The organism is Actinobacillus seminis (assembly GCF_002263215.1).
Lineage (GTDB): Bacteria > Pseudomonadota > Gammaproteobacteria > Enterobacterales > Pasteurellaceae > Actinobacillus_B > Actinobacillus_B seminis.
Genome location: NZ_NLFK01000002.1, coordinates 212,036 through 231,275, shown reverse-complemented (window position 1 = coordinate 231,275; position 19,240 = coordinate 212,036). Strand labels below are relative to the sequence as shown.

At 42.8% G+C, this 19,240-nt stretch carries 7 protein-coding genes, 2 tRNA genes and 2 pseudogenes; 5 read left to right on the top strand and 6 right to left on the bottom strand.

Annotation, left to right across the window (positions count from 1 at the left end):
- Positions 1–58: 58 nt before the first annotated feature.
- From CFY87_RS12640 to dnaQ, 4 genes and pseudogenes are all read right to left on the bottom strand, one after another.
- Positions 59–2,565: pseudogene (locus CFY87_RS12640) on the bottom strand (TonB-dependent receptor).
- A gap of 348 nt (positions 2,566–2,913) precedes the next feature.
- Positions 2,914–2,990: transfer RNA gene (locus CFY87_RS03250), tRNA-Asp, on the bottom strand.
- A 21-nt stretch (positions 2,991–3,011) separates the two neighbouring features.
- A tRNA-Asp gene (locus CFY87_RS03245) sits at positions 3,012–3,088 on the bottom strand.
- Positions 3,089–3,181: 93 nt separating this feature from the next.
- Complete coding sequence (gene dnaQ, locus CFY87_RS03240; RefSeq protein WP_094945852.1) at positions 3,182–3,943, bottom strand: DNA polymerase III subunit epsilon; 762 nt, start codon at positions 3,941–3,943, stop codon at positions 3,182–3,184.
- A gap of 76 nt (positions 3,944–4,019) precedes the next feature.
- Between dnaQ and rnhA the strand changes: the two genes are divergently transcribed.
- Complete coding sequence (gene rnhA, locus CFY87_RS03235) at positions 4,020–4,490, top strand: ribonuclease HI (RefSeq protein WP_094945851.1); 471 nt, start codon at positions 4,020–4,022, stop codon at positions 4,488–4,490.
- Between the two features lie 49 nt (positions 4,491–4,539).
- On the opposite strand, the gene CFY87_RS03230 is transcribed toward rnhA, so the two are convergent.
- A complete protein-coding gene (locus CFY87_RS03230; protein ID WP_419670240.1) occupies positions 4,540–5,025 on the bottom strand; it encodes a hypothetical protein in 486 nt (161 codons plus the stop codon).
- 446 nt (positions 5,026–5,471) lie between these two features.
- On the opposite strand from CFY87_RS03230, the gene ilvG reads away from it, so the two are divergent.
- The 4 genes and pseudogenes from ilvG to ilvA all read left to right on the top strand — a co-directional run bounded on the left by ilvG (position 5,472) and on the right by ilvA (position 10,856).
- Complete coding sequence (ilvG, locus tag CFY87_RS03225) at positions 5,472–7,130, top strand: acetolactate synthase 2 catalytic subunit (RefSeq protein WP_094945849.1); 1,659 nt, start codon at positions 5,472–5,474, stop codon at positions 7,128–7,130.
- Between the two features lie 11 nt (positions 7,131–7,141).
- Complete coding sequence (gene ilvM, locus CFY87_RS03220) at positions 7,142–7,360, top strand: acetolactate synthase 2 small subunit (RefSeq protein ID WP_094945848.1); 219 nt, start codon at positions 7,142–7,144, stop codon at positions 7,358–7,360.
- Positions 7,361–7,426: 66 nt separating this feature from the next.
- On the top strand, positions 7,427–9,262 hold the full coding sequence (gene ilvD / locus CFY87_RS03215; RefSeq protein ID WP_094945847.1) for a dihydroxy-acid dehydratase: 1,836 nt from the start codon (positions 7,427–7,429) through the stop codon (positions 9,260–9,262).
- A gap of 56 nt (positions 9,263–9,318) precedes the next feature.
- A pseudogene (gene ilvA / locus CFY87_RS03210) lies at positions 9,319–10,856 on the top strand (threonine ammonia-lyase, biosynthetic).
- 104 nt (positions 10,857–10,960) lie between these two features.
- Here ilvA and CFY87_RS03205 read toward each other — a convergent pair.
- Positions 10,961–18,964: a YadA-like family protein gene (locus tag CFY87_RS03205; protein ID WP_094945846.1), complete on the bottom strand. Its 8,004-nt coding sequence runs from the start codon at positions 18,962–18,964 to the stop codon at positions 10,961–10,963.
- Between the last annotated feature and the right edge of the window lie 276 nt (positions 18,965–19,240).

Sequence of the window (19,240 nt, the reverse complement as noted above, 5' to 3'; positions counted from 1 at the left end):
GGTGAAAAAAAAGAGTTGGTTTGGTTACCAACTCTTTTTACACTTTGATTAGATTTGATTAGAATTGTACATCAAGTCCCAAAATAAAATTTCTTCCCATTTGTAGGACATAAGGCAGAAATGAGTTGTGAATATATATTTTCTCATTGAGCAAATTGTTGGCTTGTAAGGAGATTTTATAGTTCACTTCTTTATATTTATTCACATAATCAATGCCGAGATTGAGGAGGTGATAGCCTTTGGTTTTTTGTTCATAAATATCAATTTTATCTAATGTGTTTCCGGCAACTTTATCCGGTCGATCATCATCTTTTTCTCTGGTGAATAAGGATTTGGAGATTTTATCTTGTTTAAATACTCGGGTGTATTCTATAAAACCTGACCACGAGGAATTAAATTGGCTGTTCAATCTCAATCCTATTCTTGCCGGTGGAACTCGAGGTGCATTACGATTCGGGCGATCTATCTGTTCTCTACCAACCATTTCGTAGTCACATTCTTCTTCATTCCATTCATTTGTGAAACATTGTTCACGATAAATTTTATCACCGAAAATTTTAGGTAAATCAAATAATTTTCCACGAACATAATCACCAAATAATGTCATTTGATGATTTGGCGTAAAGTGATAACTTATTTCTCCTTCAATTCCTTGAAATTTTGCTTTTGATTGTAAATGGCGTCTTACATATAAATTTCCGCTACGGTAAAGGTTTTCAGCGTGAATATAGTTTTTAAATCGATTTTGATAAATACTTAATTTATACTCCCATTTATCACTTAGATGTTCCAGCGTAATTTCAATATTATTTGAGCGTTCTTTGTTTAAATGACGGTTGCCATATTCAAAAGAGTTTGTCGCTAGGTGTTTACCGTAATAATACAGCTCTTTTGCTGTAGGTAATCGTTCATTGTGTGATAGATTTAATGAAATAGAATAGTCCGGATGGAAATTCCATAAACCGGTTAGCGAGTAAGAAAACGCTTGTTGTTTATTGGTTGATAAATCCGGGTACTCACTACCTGGAGGGGTGTACTTTTTAAGTAAATCCATATCGTAATCAACAGGAATTCGTTGCTTTTCAAAGCGTCCGGCTAACTCAAAGATAAAATTTTTGTAACTGAACTGTTCCAAGCCAAAAAGACTGAATTGTTTAGACGTATTGCTGACTAACGGATTACGTTCACTTATTTCACGTTCGCCGATAGTTGTCGGTACATCTCCCAAATTGGTGGCGGTCCAATGCGTGATACCCTTGTTTTTTGTGTTTGATATTGTGCGCCCCAGATGCCGGTTAGGTTACCAATGGGCTGATGGTGAAATTCAATTCTTCCGTTAAATCCCCGATTGGTAAACCGTGCCAGTGGTTTACCATATAATGCTTGAGCATCTTTTATTTTTCTTTCTTTAATGTATTTAGGATCATTATCGCTGATATAAGTCTTACCGTCTCCTTTTTCATCATGATAATAATCTGCCCAAGCGAAACTGAATTTCATTCGTTCAATACCTTTGAACGGTTGTCTTATTTCCCCTTGTAAATCGATCCGTTTTGCTTCCATATCAACCTATGGACCGGGAGAGCTGTGATCGTGTTTATGCCTATAGACATTGTCATGGCTGTGCGGTTTATTAAGATCATGATCCGTACCGCAATGGAAATGGATCGTACGAATCATATCCGAGTCTTCCATTAGATGTGATATTTCCGTGGTATCACAGAGTTTTGGTCTGTCTCATAAATATGAGTACTACAACTATCCAGCATATAGTTATGACCGGGTAAACCATATCGGTCTTTACGACGGCTATAAGAAACGCCGATATATCCATTATCTTCAATAAATGATAAACCGATCGTTCCGACTTTAGATCGGTTATAGGTGTCGGGAACATAATTCAATGTTTCACCCAAATTAATGGCGGGAACATGGTAATTATCAGAATGGCGTTGTAGCCTTTCTAAGCGCAACGCGATGTTTTTACCTAAAGCAAGACTTACTCCTGCTGTTAGGGCTTTCTCTTTACTTGCTCTATCTAAACGGGAATAGATTTCTCCCTCATAACCGTTTTTCGGCATTTCGGTTAAGATCCGTTTATCGACAACATTAATAACACCTGCCGGAGAGGCACTCGCATAAGTAAAGTTGATGTTCCTCGAACAATTTCAACTTGTTGGGCTAATAAAGAATCTGCTGCAATAGCATGATCCGGTGAAATTGTGGACATATCAACCACATCCGAACTGTTTTGTAATATTTTTATTCTTACGCCCTCTTGTCCACGAATAATCGGTGAGCTGGAACCACCGACAAAAGGGTTACTGTGTATACCGAGTTCACCGGCTAGGGCATTTCCCAATGTGGCTGAACGAAAGGCGAGTTTTTTCTATCTACAACATTATCACTTAAATTTATTGTTTTTTCGGCAATACTTCCCGATAACTTATTTTGTTGAGATGTTTCAACACTGATTTCATCAAGTATTTCGGTTCCCTGTGCATGAGCGGTATTAATACTGATGTAACCGGATATTAATAAAGCAATCATCATCTTTTTATACATTTTTTCTCTCAAATATCGCAAGATTAACTTTAATAAAAATTAATCTCATTACAAATCTTATTTTGTGACGAAAAATAATAAATAAAAAATGAGGAAATTACAAAGGATAAATACGTTAAAAAAAAGATCGATGGAAGGGTATTACTTTCAAATTAACAGCATATTTTTTCAACATCATCTAAATGAGGCTTTGTGATCTTTTTTTTCTCAAAATTTTAGGAGATCACATGGAAGATCACACCAACCGATGACAAAGGCACATTTTGATTTACAAGGCGAACATTTAAAAATAGCTAATTTATTGAAATATATATTTTTTGACAAGGCTTACAACATTTTATAGTGTATTGGCGGAACGGACGGGACTCGAACCCGCGACCCCCTGCGTGACAGGCAGGTATTCTAACCAGCTGAACTACCGCTCCGGATATAGGTAAAATTGAAATTGGCGGAATGGACGGGACTCGAACCCGCGACCCCCTGCGTGACAGGCAGGTATTCTAACCAGCTGAACTACCACTCCGCACAGGTGGAGAAAATAATAATCGCGAAAGAGATGTTCGTCAACTTTTTTTTATGTTTTATCAGTTAGTTGCTTAATCCATAAGCATTTTGGCTAATGTACTTTTTCAGCATCATGGTTTTTTGTCCACAAACACTGATTATTGCTTTTTTTATTGATCAATTGGAGGTAATCCAAATGGGCTTTTTCTTCTTCCTCGCTTGGTTTTAAACGCACTAAATCCGACGAAAAACTGACCGCACTTTGTTCATAGACTTCGGATTCCGCTTGCGGCATCTCAGCTTCATTATCATCAAATAAGCTGGTTTGCCCGCCGGTCATTGCCAAGTAAACATCACCTAATATTTCCGCATCAAGTAACGCCCCGTGCAATGTACGCTTACTATTATCAATATGTAAACGGTCGCAAAGCGCATCTAAGCTATTACGTTTACCGGGATACATTTGACGCGCCATTTGCAGCGTATCCGTGACGACACAAATATCGTGGGTTTTGACATTAATATGATGTTTGGCAAACTCGTAATCCATGAAGCCTACGTCGAAGGGGGCGTTGTGAATCAGCAATTCAGCACCTTGAATAAATTGCACGAATTCCTGCGCCACCGCAGCAAAATCCGGTTTATCTTCCAACATTTCGTCGGTGATGCCATGCACTTTAACGGCTTCAGGATCCACAGGTCGATCCGGTTTGATATACAAATGCAATTTGCGTCCGGTATAACGTCGGTTGATCATTTCCACTGCGCCAATTTCAATAATACAGTGTCCTTCGTAGTGGGCACCGAATTGGTTCATCCCTGTGGTTTCTGTATCCAATATAATTTGTCTCGTCGGATTTATTTCAATGCTCATGGGTTTTGCTATCTCTTTCATTTATTTTGCGGTATTATCGCCTCATTTAATTGAAATGAATAGTTAAAATCAACAGATGACACGAAAAAAGATTGATATTTTTACTGATGGTTCTTGCTTGGGAAATCCGGGATGTGGCGGGATTGGCATTTTATTGCGCTATAAACAGCATGAAAAACAGATTTCAAAAGGGTATTTTTTGACTACAAATAATCGAATGGAATTGTTGGCGGTAATTGAGGCGTTAAATACCTTAACCGAAGCCTGCGAAGTGACGGTGCATAGCGATAGTCAATATATGAAAAACGGGATCACGCGGTGGATTTTCAATTGGAAGCGGAATAATTGGAAAGCAAGTAGCGGCAAGGCGGTAAAAAACCAAGATTTATGGCAACAATTGGATCAAGCCATTTTGCCCCATGATATTCATTGGCAGTGGGTGAAAGGACATAATGGACATCACGAAAATGAAATTTGCGATCAGTTAGCAAAACGAGGGGCGGAAAATCCGACTTTACAGGATACGGGCTATCTTCCCGAATCATGATGGGCAAGCGTACCCACCATGATCAAAGGCAATTAAGGCAATTTTGCGATTACTGCATAGCCTGATAGTCACCATCAGCGCAAATAAACGCTGATTCGCCTTGTTTTAATTCAAGTGCGGTCTGATTTTGGCGAATTTTTAGTGAACCTTCCATTACCAATAAAATCTCGGCGCTTTGCGCGTGTAAATCAAGCTTGTCTTGAGGCTGATAACGCAGATTGCTTAAAGCAAAATCTTCTGCCGGCGTCTCATAGGTCATGATAGCGTTTTGTGCATCCGCAGCCGGAATAATTTGCGGAATAATCTCACGGCAATCAACCACTTTGAGCAGTTCCGGAATATCCACATGTTTGGGCGTTAAGCCGCCACGAATAACGTTGTCGGAACACGCCATCAATTCAATGTTTTGACCGCGTAAATAGGCATGAGGAATGCCGGCATCTTGATAAATACCTTCCCCTTGTTTAACCTGCACAATATTAAACAAATAAAAACAAACCAGCCCGGCATCCAATTTATCTTCGGAAATTTCCATGCTTTCCATGCAGTACAACACCCAATAATCCGGATTGTCCAAGGAAAATTGGTTATTTTTTTCAAGCGTTTTTGGGGGTATTGCGCCTTAAGCGAGGGTAAAGACAGAAATACAACATCGATTTTATGAATTTTTTTAGTATGCCGCTTTTGATCTGTTACCGTTTTTGTAAAAACACAAAAATCATTTTGTTTTAAGCGAAAAATGTGGTATCAATAGAGAAATATAATATACCGATTATCTTATTTCTTATGTTTATTTCTGCTTTTGACCGCCTCATTATTAACCTCGTAGTGATTATTATCGCTGCGAGGGGTGTGTTGATGAGTGAATAAATCCGGATGATAATCGATCAACAAAAACCCTCGCTATTCTTTGGTGGGGGTTTTTTAATGGATGCCAATCTCCATCAAGTGAAAGCGAATTAACAATGTTAAAGGTGAAATATGAACGGTGCAAATTTAGTCGTCGAATGCTTAAAAGCCCACGGTGTAACCACATTATTCGGCTACCCCGGCGGTGCGATTATGCCGGTGTACGACGCCATCTACGATTCCGGATTGGATCATTTACTTTGTCGTAACGAACAAGGCGCGGCAATGGCTGCCATCGGGTATGCGCGCGCGAGCGGAAAAACCGGCGTGTGCATTGCCACGTCCGGACCGGGCGCCACCAATTTGGTGACCGGCTTAGGTGATGCCTTAATGGATTCCGTTCCTATCGTTGCCATCACAGGACAAGTCTCTTCCGCCTTTATCGGTACCGATGCTTTCCAAGAAGCTGATGTATTAGGCTTATCCTTGGCTTGTACTAAACACAGTTTTATCGTACAAAATATCGAAGAATTACCCCTCATCATGGCACAAGCCTTTCAAATTGCGCAAAGCGGACGCCCCGGTCCGGTATTAGTCGATATTCCGAAAGACGTCCAATTCTCTCCGACAACAAGCCGACCTGTGGTATATGATAAACTGCCAATAACAGCACAAAATTCGACCGCACTTCAACAAGCATCAAAATTATTGGCGCAAGCCAAACGTCCGGTACTTTATGTAGGGGGCGGCGTCGGTATGGCTGGGGGCGTTAAAGCAGTCAGATCCTTTCTTGAACACAGCAATATTCCTTCCGTTTCCACCCTCAAAGGCTTAGGCGTTATTCCGCCGCAACACCCGTTGTATATGGGCATGATCGGAATGCACGGCACCAAAGCGGCGAATTATGCGGTTCAGGAATGCGATTTGTTAATTGCGTGCGGCGCCCGATTTGACGACCGTGTCACCGGAAAATTAGACACCTTTGCTCCTCATGCCAAAGTGATCCACATTGATATTGATATTGCCGAGATCAACAAATTACGCAAAGCCGACGTTGCCTTGCAGGGTAATTTAATTGAAGCCATTGATGCCCTTGCACAACCTTTGGAAATTGAGGCTTGGCGTGCGGATATTCGTCGGTTAAAAGCAGATTTTGATTTTACTTACCAAGCCAATCAAGGTGATGGCGAAATCGATCCTTGGGCATTATTACATACCCTTTCACAACGTAAAGCACCCAATATGATCATCACCACGGACGTCGGTCAGCACCAAATGTGGTCGGCACAACATATGCAACACGAAGCGCCGGAAAACTTCATCACCTCCGCCGGATTCGGCACCATGGGCTTTGGTTTGCCGGCGGCAATCGGTGCGGCAAAAGCGCGACCGCAAGATCCCGCTATGGTGATCACCGGCGACGGTTCCTTTATGATGAATGTGCAAGAGCTGGGATCCATCAAGCGCGGTCATTTACCGGTGAAAATTTTATTATTGGACAACCAACGTTTGGGTATGGTACGCCAGTGGCAATCGTTATTTTTCCATGGTCGCCACAGCCAAACGATTCTGGATGATAATCCAGATTTTGTGATGCTCGCCAATGCCTTTGATATTCCGGCGGAACGCATTGAAAATGCCGGCGAAGTCTCAGCGGCATTGGATCGTTTACTCAATAGTGAAGGCGCTTATTTGCTTCATGTTTGTATTCCGGATGAAGAAAACGTGTGGCCTTTGGTTCCGCCAAATGCCTGTAATAATGATATGTTAGATGAAGACATCGGTGTATAAGGAAAATAAAAATGCAACAATATCAATTTGTTATAAGAGCTAATAAACGACCTGAAACCCTTGAACGCTTACTGCGCGTCATTCGTCATCGCGGATTTGAAGTACTTTCCTTACGAGCAGAAAATGAGGGAGCAGAAATAAGATTAAACGTCGTAGTGCAAAGTGAAAGAAATATTACGTTATTACACAACCAATTAAGCAAATTACCGGACGTTCTCGCGCTTACTTAAAAATAGCGTAATAAGAACCGCACTTTACATAAGTTCAGATAATACATATTACTATTGGAGATGATTATGCCTAAATTACGTTCCGCGACCAGTACGCAAGGTCGCAATATGGCAGGCGCACGTGCCTTATGGCGTGCGACGGGAATGAAAGAAAATGATTTCGGTAAACCGATTATTGCGGTAGTGAACTCGTTCACGCAATTTGTACCCGGTCATGTTCACTTAAAAGACATCGGGCAGTTGGTTGCCGGCGCAATTGAAGATGCCGGCGGAGTCGCAAAAGAATTCAATACAATCGCAGTAGACGATGGGATCGCCATGGGACATGGCGGTATGCTGTATTCCTTACCAAGCCGCGATTTAATTGCCGACAGCGTAGAATACATGGTAAACGCCCATTGCGCTGATGCCATGGTCTGTATCTCTAACTGTGACAAAATCACGCCGGGAATGTTAATGGCGGCACTGCGCCTTAATATTCCGACCATTTTTGTCTCCGGCGGTCCGATGGAAGCGGGAAAAACCAAACTTTCCGATAAAATTATCAAACTTGATTTGATTGATGCCATGATCCAAAGTGCGGATAAAAATGTTTCCGATGAAGATGTGGCGACGGTGGAACGCTCTGCTTGTCCGACCTGCGGTTCTTGTTCCGGAATGTTTACCGCCAACTCTATGAACTGTTTAACCGAGGCATTAGGGTTAAGCCTACCGGGTAATGGCTCCTGTCTCGCTTCGCACGCTGATCGTAAACAATTATTCTTAGACGCGGGAAAACAAATTGTTGAGTTATGTAAAAAATATTACGAGCAAGAAGACGCTTCCGTGCTTCCGCGCGCGATCGCCGGCAAAGCGGCTTTCAATAACGCCATGAGCTTGGATATTGCCATGGGCGGTTCCACCAACACCGTATTACACTTACTTGCCGCCGCGCAAGAAGCGGAAGTGGATTTTACCATGAGCGATATTGACCGCTTATCCCGCCGCGTGCCTTGTTTAAGCAAAGTGGCGCCAAATACAGGTAAATATCATATGGAAGATGTCCACCGTGCCGGCGGGATTATGGCAATTTTAGGCGAGTTGGATCGCGCTGGTTTATTACACAACCAAACCCGCACCGTACTCGGTTTAAGCCTTGCTGAACAAATTGCCAAATACGATATTATGTTAACCGAAGATGAAGCGGTACATAAATTCTTCCGTGCAGGGCCTGCCGGTATTCGCACCACACAAGCTTTCTCACAAGATACCCGTTGGGAAAGTGTGGATAATGATCGTCAACAGGGTTGTATACGCAGCAAAGCATTCGCCTACAGCCAAGATGGCGGGTTGGCAATGTTATCCGGCAATATCGCGCTTGACGGTTGTATCGTCAAAACTGCCGGTGTGGACGAATCCATCTTAAAATTCAAAGGCGAAGCTATCGTATTTGAAAGCCAAGAAGAAGCGGTTGATGGTATTTTGGGCGGCAAAGTACGTGCCGGTCATGTAGTGGTTATCCGCTATGAAGGACCGAAAGGCGGACCGGGAATGCAAGAAATGCTATATCCGACCAGCTATTTAAAATCCATGGGACTTGGTAAAGCCTGTGCCTTGTTAACCGACGGACGTTTCTCCGGCGGAACTTCCGGATTATCTATCGGTCATTGTTCACCGGAAGCAGCTTCCGGCGGTACTATTGGTCTGGTTAAAGACGGAGATATAATTGAGATCGATATTCCAAACCGAAAAATTGAATTGGCAGTTTCCGACACTGAACTTGCCCTACGTCGTGCCGAACAGGATGCCAAAGGTTGGAAACCGGCAAATCGCCAACGCGAAGTGTCTTTTGCGTTAAAAGTTTATGGTCATTTCGCAACATCCGCAGATAAAGGTGCGGTACGAGATAAAAGTAAAATTTAAATAATCACAACAAAAGTGCGGTCGTTTTAACCGCACTTTTGTATTAGGAAATGAAAATGGTAAATGAACTCACTCCAAACCTGCCCACCGGTGCAGAATACTTAAAAGCGATTTTAAGTTCAAAAGTCTATGAATTGGCGCAAGTGACGCCATTACAACCCATGGAAAAATTATCCGAACGGTTGGGCAATAAAATTTTTGTAAAACGTGAAGATCGTCAGCCGGTTCACAGCTTTAAATTACGTGGCGCTTATGCCATGATCGCAAGCCTCACGGCGGAGCAAAAATCCGCCGGTGTGATTGCGGCGTCCGCCGGTAACCACGCGCAAGGTGTGGCATTGTCCGCCAAAAACTTGGTTTAAAAGCCTTAATTGTGATGCCGCAAAATACGCCGAGTATTAAAGTTGATGCGGTACGCGGTTATGGCGGAGAGGTATTGTTACATGGAGCCAATTTTGACGAAGCCAAAGCCAAAGCGATAGAACTCTCGCAAACCAAACACATGACCTTTATCCCACCGTTCGATCATCCGTCGATCATCTCCGGTCAAGGTTCTTTAGCATTGGAATTGTTACAACAAAATACCCATATCGATCGAATTTTTGTGCCCGTCGGCGGTGGCGGTTTGGTCGCGGGTATCGCAGTGTTAATCAAACAGCTTATGCCGGAAATTAAAGTGATCGGCGTTGAAAGCAAAGATTCCGCCTGTTTATATACCGCATTAAATGCCGGTAAACCCGTCGATTTAGAACGCGTCGGGTTATTTGCCGACGGAGTGGCAGTCAAACGTATCGGCGATGAAACCTTTCGTCTTTGTCAGCAATATTTAGATGATGTGGTGTTGGTTGATAGCGATGAAATCTGCGCCGCCATGAAAGATATGTTTGAAAATGTGCGCGCCATTGCTGAACCATCGGGAGCCTTATCCCTTGCCGGACTAAAAAAATACGTTAAAGAACATCAAATTCAAGGGGAAACCTTAGTCAATATTTTGTCCGGCGCCAATTTGAATTTCCACACCTTGCGTTATGTATCCGAACGTTGCGAAATCGGGGAAAAGCATGAAGCCATGCTGGCAGTCACAATTCCGGAAGCCAAAGGCAGTTTCTTACGTTTTTGCCATTTATTAGGCGACCGCGCTGTAACGGAATTCAACTATCGCTACGCCGACCAAAAACAGGCGTGCATTTTCGTCGGGGTGCGCATTCGCGGTGAAGATGAGAAAATGGAAATCATCAATCACCTACAAGAAAACGATTATTCGGTGATGGATCTTTCCGACGACGATGTCGCTAAAACCCATATTCGTTACATGATCGGCGGACGATCTTCCAGCCCGCAAAAAGAGCGGTTATATAGTTTCGAGTTTCCGGAACAAAAAGGGGCATTGTTGAAATTCTTAGAAATGTTAGGGACGCATTGGAATATTTCCCTCTTCCACTACCGCGCCCACGGTGCCGATTATGGCAACGTCCTCGCCGGTTTCCAATTAACCGATGCGGACGGAATCCGCTTCAATGATCATTTGGAAGAACTTGCCTACACCTACCAAGACGTTACCGAAAGCCCCGCTTATCGGTATTTTTTAGGATAAAAATCTAAAAGTCAGGGAAAATTATCCCTGACTTTTTCAATACAGATTGGCGTAAACTCGATTTTTATTTCCGTTCTCCTCTCGTTCACTAAGGAAAACGGACATTACCACAGATAGCCGACAGAAACGGAACCTGCCGTTTTACCTCGAGAGTTACTGTTTCCTTGTAATCTGAGCATAATTTTTCCATTATCGCTCATTTTGGAATACCCCACCGCTACCGCATTTTGACCGTCATAAGTCGCTGTCGAGACAGAAAGCATAGATGTTCCCGGCATAGACGTCACAGCCAATCCGGCAGCCGCATTTGCTCCTGCAATCCCTGCTCTTAGGTTTTTATCGGTGGTTTCCAATTTATGTGCGGTTTGTGAATGCAGGCTATCCACATACCCCTTGTTAACCACGGTATTCGGTGAAGAGTTCGGCGTTAAATCCGGCACTCTGATTTCTCCTTTCTCCCCGTCAATCTCAATACGTTGACCTTGCGGGTTGGTCAAGGTTAATCCGCTTGAGGTGAGCGTTGTACCGTGCTTACCATCCGTTAATTTTACTCCATCGGAACCGTAATGTGCCGATTTGCCGTCTTTATGAGTTACCCGTAATCCGTTGCCGTCAAGACGGGATTTATTCCCTTCTACAGTTTCTTTGGTTTCAAAAGAGGTCATGTTTTTCAACGTGTCGGACAGTTTGACTTCCAGTCCCGTCTCGGAGGCGTCCACTTTAATATTGCCCGCCGCCGTGGTCGCACTGTTAAACTCCCCCTCGCCTTTGATGGTCAATTTCTCGCCTAAATTTTTATGGACAGGCACGCCGTCATTGCCCTCAAAATTTAAGCCCGCTTGTCCTAAGGCTTGTAAGTCTTGCAAGTTTGCCCCGCGGTGAACATCGACGCTTGCATCGCCCGACAATAATTTATTGACAGCGCCATCTTTTGCTTTTAAGGCGGTTTGATAGGCGTCTTGCTTCGTTTTTAATATGCCTTGTGCCGATTCAACCTCTTTTTTCGCTTTATCCAATTTCGAGTTAATGTCGGCTAATGTTGATTTTTCGCCCTCGATCTTAGCTTTGGCTTTCTCTTTCGCCGCTTTTTCCTCCGGTGTAGTTTCCGGCATGAAAGACAATGCGGTTTCAAGAGCGTCAATGGCGTCCTGTTTCGCCTCTTTTGCTGTTTGTAGCGTCAACATATCGTCTACTTTTTTCGCCACCGCCTGTGCTTCGGTTTTCACTGCTTCGCCTGCCTTTTTCACGTTTTCGGCATGCTCTTTCGCTTTGTCGGCATCAATACCCAAACCGCTTGCCACGTTGCCCAGCACCACAGGTTTATCGGTTTCACCACCGGTATTGACCAACGAAAGTTGTGGATTTTCCACCGCACTTTTTCCGTCTTTTGGCACACCGTTATTTTCAACATCCGCCGCATGGTAGTATTTGCCATCATTAGCTTTCACCAAACGCTGACCGGCGCTGTCGGTATACACCACCGAGCCAGCTTCCCCGTTGCGTAGGGCGTTGGCTTTGTCGTTGGCATTGTGACCATTTAGCCCATCTTTTGCGGTTAACCCTTGATTTGCCGCCGCGGTCGGGTCTGTCGCCGCTTTGCCATCCCGCCCGTCAGCAAAGGTCATCTTGCCATCTTGCCCCGCCAGCGCGCCGGTCGCTGCCACCAATTGCGCTCCGTTTACTGCGTCTGTTGAGTCCGTCGCCAGTTTCGCCGCTTTAATATTGCTCACGGTCATTGGCGTGCTTTGCGGTTCGGCTTTAATCACAATTTGGGCTTTTTCCTCCGCACTTAGCTCAACTTTTTGACCATTATTTTCTTTATAAAACTTGCCATCTTTGTCTTTGCTGACTTTGATGTCGTTTAAATAATAATCAAACGGACGGTTGCCGGCGACTTCTTCTAGGGCGCTGCTAAGTTGATTGTCCACGTAGTTTTTATTGACTGCCATATCGCCTGTTGATTTCTCATCAAGATCTTTTAAGCCCCTAATGGCTCCTGTGCCTTTCTCACCGTCTTTCGCAAACTCAAGGGTTGGAGTTTTATTTTCTCCCTCTCCTTTATTTCCTAAGAATACAGATTGTGCTCCGTCTTTGCCATTGACTGTCATTCCGTCTTTGCCATAGTGCGTATTGGATTTATCCGTACCAACCGTCATGCCGTCCGCATTGATTTTATTTTGGGAGGCTTCTTTCCCATCTCCATTATCTTTGCTCAAGGTAATATCTTCCGCCGTTTGTTTGTTCGACGCTAACTCTTTTTCATTGTTAGATTTTTTAACAAGGTCGTTTCCTTTTGCGGTTTGAGTGTTTTCAACCGTATTTCCTTTATCATCTTTTGCGGTTAATACCTCTTTTTCCGCCGTTGACGTATTGGATTTATCGCCATCTTTCAACTCGGCTTTATCCAATGTGTAAGACGCCGATTTGCCATTCGGTTTCGGTTTGCCGTCTTTATCCAACTCTTGAATGGTTGTACCGTCTTTGCCGACTTTCGTTTGAACTTTATCGCCATCGTTGGTCGTTTGGGTAACAGTTAAACCGCTTTGATCCAGTTTGGATTTATTGCCTTGCTTATCCGCTTCCGTTTCAAAAGAGGTCATATTTTTTAATTCTTTATTTAAATTAAATTTAACGACACCTTTATCTTCAACTACTGCAGTAGTATTATCGCCGTTTTTGAAAACAAAGCCCTCTGTTAATTTAACCGTTTTAGCGTCTTTTTCATCATTCGCTTTATAGCTTATGATGGCATTTGCCAAACTATCTTTCACTTCACCGATAGCCTGATGAACCGCTTTGGAGCTCACCGCTCTTTCATCGTGTTCGGAAACCTTATCCGCTTTATTTAGGGTTAAAGTTAATTTTGCTCCATCCCCATCTTTTTCGACTTTCGTTTTAATATCCTTTTCCTTCGTGCCTTTATCATCTTTATTGGCTTCCGAACTGTCGATCGTCAACAACTTGTCTAAGTTGACCAGTTGTTCTGTTTGATCTGCTTCATTTCCTTTGAATTTAAGCCCTCTTTCGTCTACATATTTTTTATTGGCGGCATCATGATCTTTGGTCGGATCGGCGACATTGATAATACGTCTTTTAGTGTTTTCATTCCCTACAGAGACGGTATTCGCTTCTCCTGTTGAACCGTTACCCAATATCACCGCATCGTAAATTTTATCATCTGTCGTTATCTTAGAACCAATAGCAATAACATTTCTACCTGCGATAGTGTTATCCGACCCGATGACATAGGATTGAACACCGGATACAGTATTAGTCTCACCGATGGCGATCGATGATTGACCTCCTACAACATTTTTTCTTCCTAAAGCAACACCGTCTATAGACGTAACATCCGAATCTTTACCAATAGAGATTGCCCCGGCATTTTTCGCTCCGGCATTTTGACCAATAGCAACCGCTCCGGCATTTTGAGCGATGGCTTTATCCCCCACCGCAATTGAGCCTTCGCCCTCTGCTTTGGTCTCCGGATTATCGGAAATTTTCACTGAGCCTGTTCCCGTACCTTTTAGGTAATCAATCACCGCTTTAGCCTGTACTAATTCAGTTGAACTTTTCTCACCGTCTGGCGTTAATTTGATTTCAGCAATACCGACATTGCTACCGAATGTTTTTCTGCCTGCTGGTTTCGAAGCTTCATCTTTTCCGATATTCTCACCAGTAACTTTTAAGAAGTCTGTTTCTAATTTTGCCGTTGGTGTGTATTTTTTCAACTCGTCCGCGACTGCTTTGGAAGTCACCAATCTTTCGTCATTTTCGTCCACTTTGTCGGCTTTATTCAATTGTAAGGTTAATTTGCCGGCATCCGTCAATGAACCATTCGAATTCGGTTCTACCGCAACGGTGATGTCTTTTTGTTTAGTGTCTACTGTATCACCGACTTTTACCTTGCTTTCCGAGCTGTCAATAGTTAATGTCCCGCCCAGTTGCATCGTAGTTTTGTTGTTGTCATTGCCTTTAAAGCTCAGCCCTTTATTCACTGCTGTGATTAAGTCATCAATGGCGTCCTTGTAGGTCGAGGTTGTGCTATTTTTTGAACCGCCCTTCACTTGTGTAAACGACGGTGCGGAAAATCCGGTTTTACTGTCATTCACCGACACACCTAATTTACCAACCAAATCAGCAAGTTGTTTACCGTTAATGGCATCGGTGGAACTGGTGGTTATTTCACCCTCTGCCACTTTTGAAATTTTAACTTTGTCACCGGAAGTGGCTTTTGTAAATGTCAACGCATTTCCACCAACTTTTAACTCCGCCGTGTTGCCATCTTTAAACACAAGGGCGTTGCTGTCGTTTTTGCCAATAGTCGATAAGCCGGTGGCTTGCACTCCGCCATTTGTCGCGTCTTTTTTCAACATAACGGTTGAGCCGTTTTCCGGACTTAACTCGATTTTGTTATCCGTTCCATTGGTAACTTTAATACTGCCCTTATTTTCACCCGCACTTAAAGTGGCTTCATTTTCTTTCAATTCAAGTTTTGAATTGTTTTTAGCACTTTCTAAGGTAGCGGTAGCATTATCGAGTTTTAACGCCCCTTTGCCCTCTGCTTTTTTAATTTCAGAAACGCCACTTAAGGTGCTACCTTTTAATGTCACCGTTTCCGGTTTATCGCCTGAGGTGAAAGTAATGGTTTTATCTTTTCCATTCTCTCCGCCTAAAGCAATCTTGGCATTCTCATCGTTGGCGACGGATTTAATGCCGGTCAATGTATCCGATAAGCCGATTTCCAGCCCGTCACCACCTGTATTTTTGGACACTTTAATATTATTGTCCGCCACGGTGATATCTTTAGCCTTGTCGCCTTTACCGACAATTTTCAACGTCTCGCCGAGTTTTCTGGCGACTTTATCGGTATCTCCACCATTTCCTTCAAATGAAATGCCTTTATTCACAGTTGCTTCAACTGCATTTTTTAATTTATCATCAACATATTTTTTATTAGTTAGTTCTTTATCATCTGTAGGGGCAGTATCATTATCTAACATTACCTTTGTAAACGTCGGACTAGCTTTCAATCCTATTTTAAGGGTAGCAGTACCATCTTGTCCTTTTACAATTTCTGTTTTTAGGTTAGTTTCTTTATAATCTGTATTAATATCCTCTGCTTTTATATTCAGTGTTGAGCCTAAATAAAATTGTTCTGTTTTTGTGCCATCTCCAAATTTAATACCTTCATTTAATTTAGCAATATTGGCATTAATTGCCGCTTTAAATGTTTCCGGCGCTGCAACATTCGTATTATTTCCGTCTTTAGCATTTAATTTCGGAAATGTTGTCGGTTTGAATTTTTTGTCGGTACTATCAACTTCCGCACCAAGTACATTGACGCCGAGTTTGCCGAATTCTTCAATCACGCTATAAAGCTGTCCGCCGTTGACGGCGTCGGTTGACGTTGGCGTGACCTCACCCGCCGCCACGTGTTTAATCAAGCGTTCTTTGCTGGTATCACCCACGCTAATGACGGATTTTTTATTACCATCCGTAGGGTCCGCAGACGTTCCCGCCTCTTTCCAATCAAATTTCAGACTGTTTTGACCAACAGTGATTTCCGCTCCATCAAGTGCGGTCGTTTTGTCGACAGTTTTTGAACCCTTACCCAACGCAAGTTTACCGTCTTCAACGACAATTTCGCCCAATTTGTTTTTCACACCTTGAGTTAGTTTAACGGTGATTGTTTTATCTTTCGCCTCTGTTTGGGTATAACTTGCCTCACCTTTTATCTCAAGGGTTTCGCTCAGTTTTATTGATGCGTCCTTATTGTTATCACCTTTAAATTTCAACTCTTTATCCAGAATAGCTTTGGCGACCATAGAGAGATCTTTGACGTTGACTGCGTTTTCTGCAATGTTTTTATCGTATGAATCCGCACCAGCTAAGATATTTTCAACCGTTTCGGTACTTCCATTATGTGTTTTATTCAACCCGCTTTGTACGCCTTTAATTTGCCGTTGATTTAAATATAATCCCGTTCTCTCAAAGACATATTTCGCCTCATTAGAGTCAATAACTACATTGGTGTTGGCATTTGTACCATTGACGCCTTTGTCATTAAATTTAATGGAGGAACTAACTTTATTATTCCCCGCTGTCGCTTTACCCGTAATCGAGTTTATCTCTTTGACATCTTCATTCAACGCAACTTCCAAAATGCCACTGTCTTTCGCTTCTGTGGTGATATTTTTATGATTACCGTTTGCAGTATCTTTCTTGCCTTGGATGGTTAACTTATCACCAAGTTGAAGTTGCTTGTCGCCACCGGTATTACCGGTAAACTTCAGCCCCTTATTGATGGCGGTAATGGTTTCGTTGATGGCGTCTCTAAAGGTTGTTTTTGCAACGTTGGTATTTCCTTGATACTCCACTTTGCTAAAGGTAGATTTTTTAAAGCCTGCTTGTCCCTTGTCCGCTTTCTCCGCGCCCAATACGTCAACCGCTAATTTAGAAAACTCATCGGCGACGGCGTAGAGTTGACTTCCGTTAATGGCATCGGTGGAAGTTGACGTTACTACACCTGCGGCGACATGTTTAATCTGTCTTTCTTTGCCGCTATCGCCTATGCTGACGACGGATTTATCGTCTCCAATACCGGCTGTCCATGCAAATTTAACGTCTTTACTTGATTTAGCTTCACTTGGTGCGGTTTCTTTCTTAGTCGCTTTCGACCCTTTACCTAAAGCGATTGAATCACCTGCCGCACTTTCTACTTTTGCTTCATGCCCCAATACGACCGCACCTGCGGCTTTGGTTTCGGCATCTTTACCGATGGCGATAGCTCCTATGGCACTTGTAGCAACCGTCGCTTTTTTTCCCAACGCAATGCCGTAATCGGCTTCGACTTTGGCAACGCTACCGATGACCACCGCGGCTTTTCCCGAGGCTTTGGTGACTTCTTGAGTGGTTGTACTCGTATTTCCCGAACTTCCTGTAGCCGTATCGTCTGCCGTGCCGATAACGATACTGTACATGCCTTTGCCCATTTCCGTTTCCGCTACGCCAATGGCTAAAGAATGATCAGCTTTAGCACCCATATTATCTTTGTTTTGCATAGCAGTTAATTTATTAACAGAGAAATACGAGACTCCGCCACCGCCGGCATTTTTCATCGCTTCTCGTAATTGCCCTAAATTGACGGCGTGTGTATCTTCCGTCCCCGGTGCGACATTCACGATTTGTCGATATTTTGTATCTTTTTTACCGATAGATAACACACCGCCGAGTTTGCCTTCAAATTGCTTAGCAAAATCCTCACTTATCCATGTTTTTTCTTTAGCCTCAGTCTTATTATCTTTTGTGATCATAAAAGAGCCACTTGACGGACTATCGGCTTCAGATTCAGCACCCAAAGCGATTGCATCGGTATGTTGATGATCTACTTTAGCCCTATATCCAATAGCGACGGCTTTTTGAGATTCCACAGAAGAATGTGCCCCTAAGGCGGTTGATTGTGAACCTTTTGCATAAGCAAGATGCCCTAAAGCAACATCGTCAGTTTGCTCCGCATAAGATTGCATACCTAGTGCTACTGTTTCGTTACCATAGGCTATGGCTTCCGAACCCAATGAAGTTGAATTTAAGGCAGCAAATGCTTGTTCACCTACTGCCACAGATTTCTTGGCACTTGCTCTAGCACGATGACCGATAACAACACTTTCTGTAATCCTCATCCAATTATTTGTATTAATGTCGATTTTTTCTCTAGTATTATTACTCCAAGGTTTATTTTTTTTATAAATGAAACTCTTACTTCCGGGTGCCAAAAGAATTGACTTATCTCCAACTTCATTTATAAAAGGTGTAGTATTCTTCCCACTTCCGCTACTATCGTTTAGAATTTCACTGGGTCCAATTTTTGATTCGTTAGCTGTTAAACCACTCAAAACTATATTAATCTCCTGACCGTACACAAAACTCCCAGTCAATAAAAACGCCAACGGCAGTAATTTAAACAGCCCTAAAAAACTGCCCGAAATCCCACCGCACTTCAGCGTTTTCTCCGAGCTACTTGCCAATTGACGATTACTCGCCAATTCAGACACCACTTTGGTTTGTCCTGTTGTTACATCGTATTTGGTTTTGAAAATCTTATTCATAGGAAATCCTTACAAAAAAACAGCAAAAAATTAAGATAAAATTTCCAGCTTTTTTTTTTTTTTTCTGTTAAATTATTTTTTTAATTATTACCAAATAAACTGCGGTCAGTTTTTAGGCAATTTTACGTGCTTTTAGGCTTTATCTGATTGCGCCGTAAACCTCAGTCCTTTTGGGCGTGGATATAAGACACAAATGTGATATAATCGTGCCGCTAACAGAGATAGGCTTAGGCTTTCTCAATGACGGCAAATCAGGGCGGGATGCGCTCGGTTTGT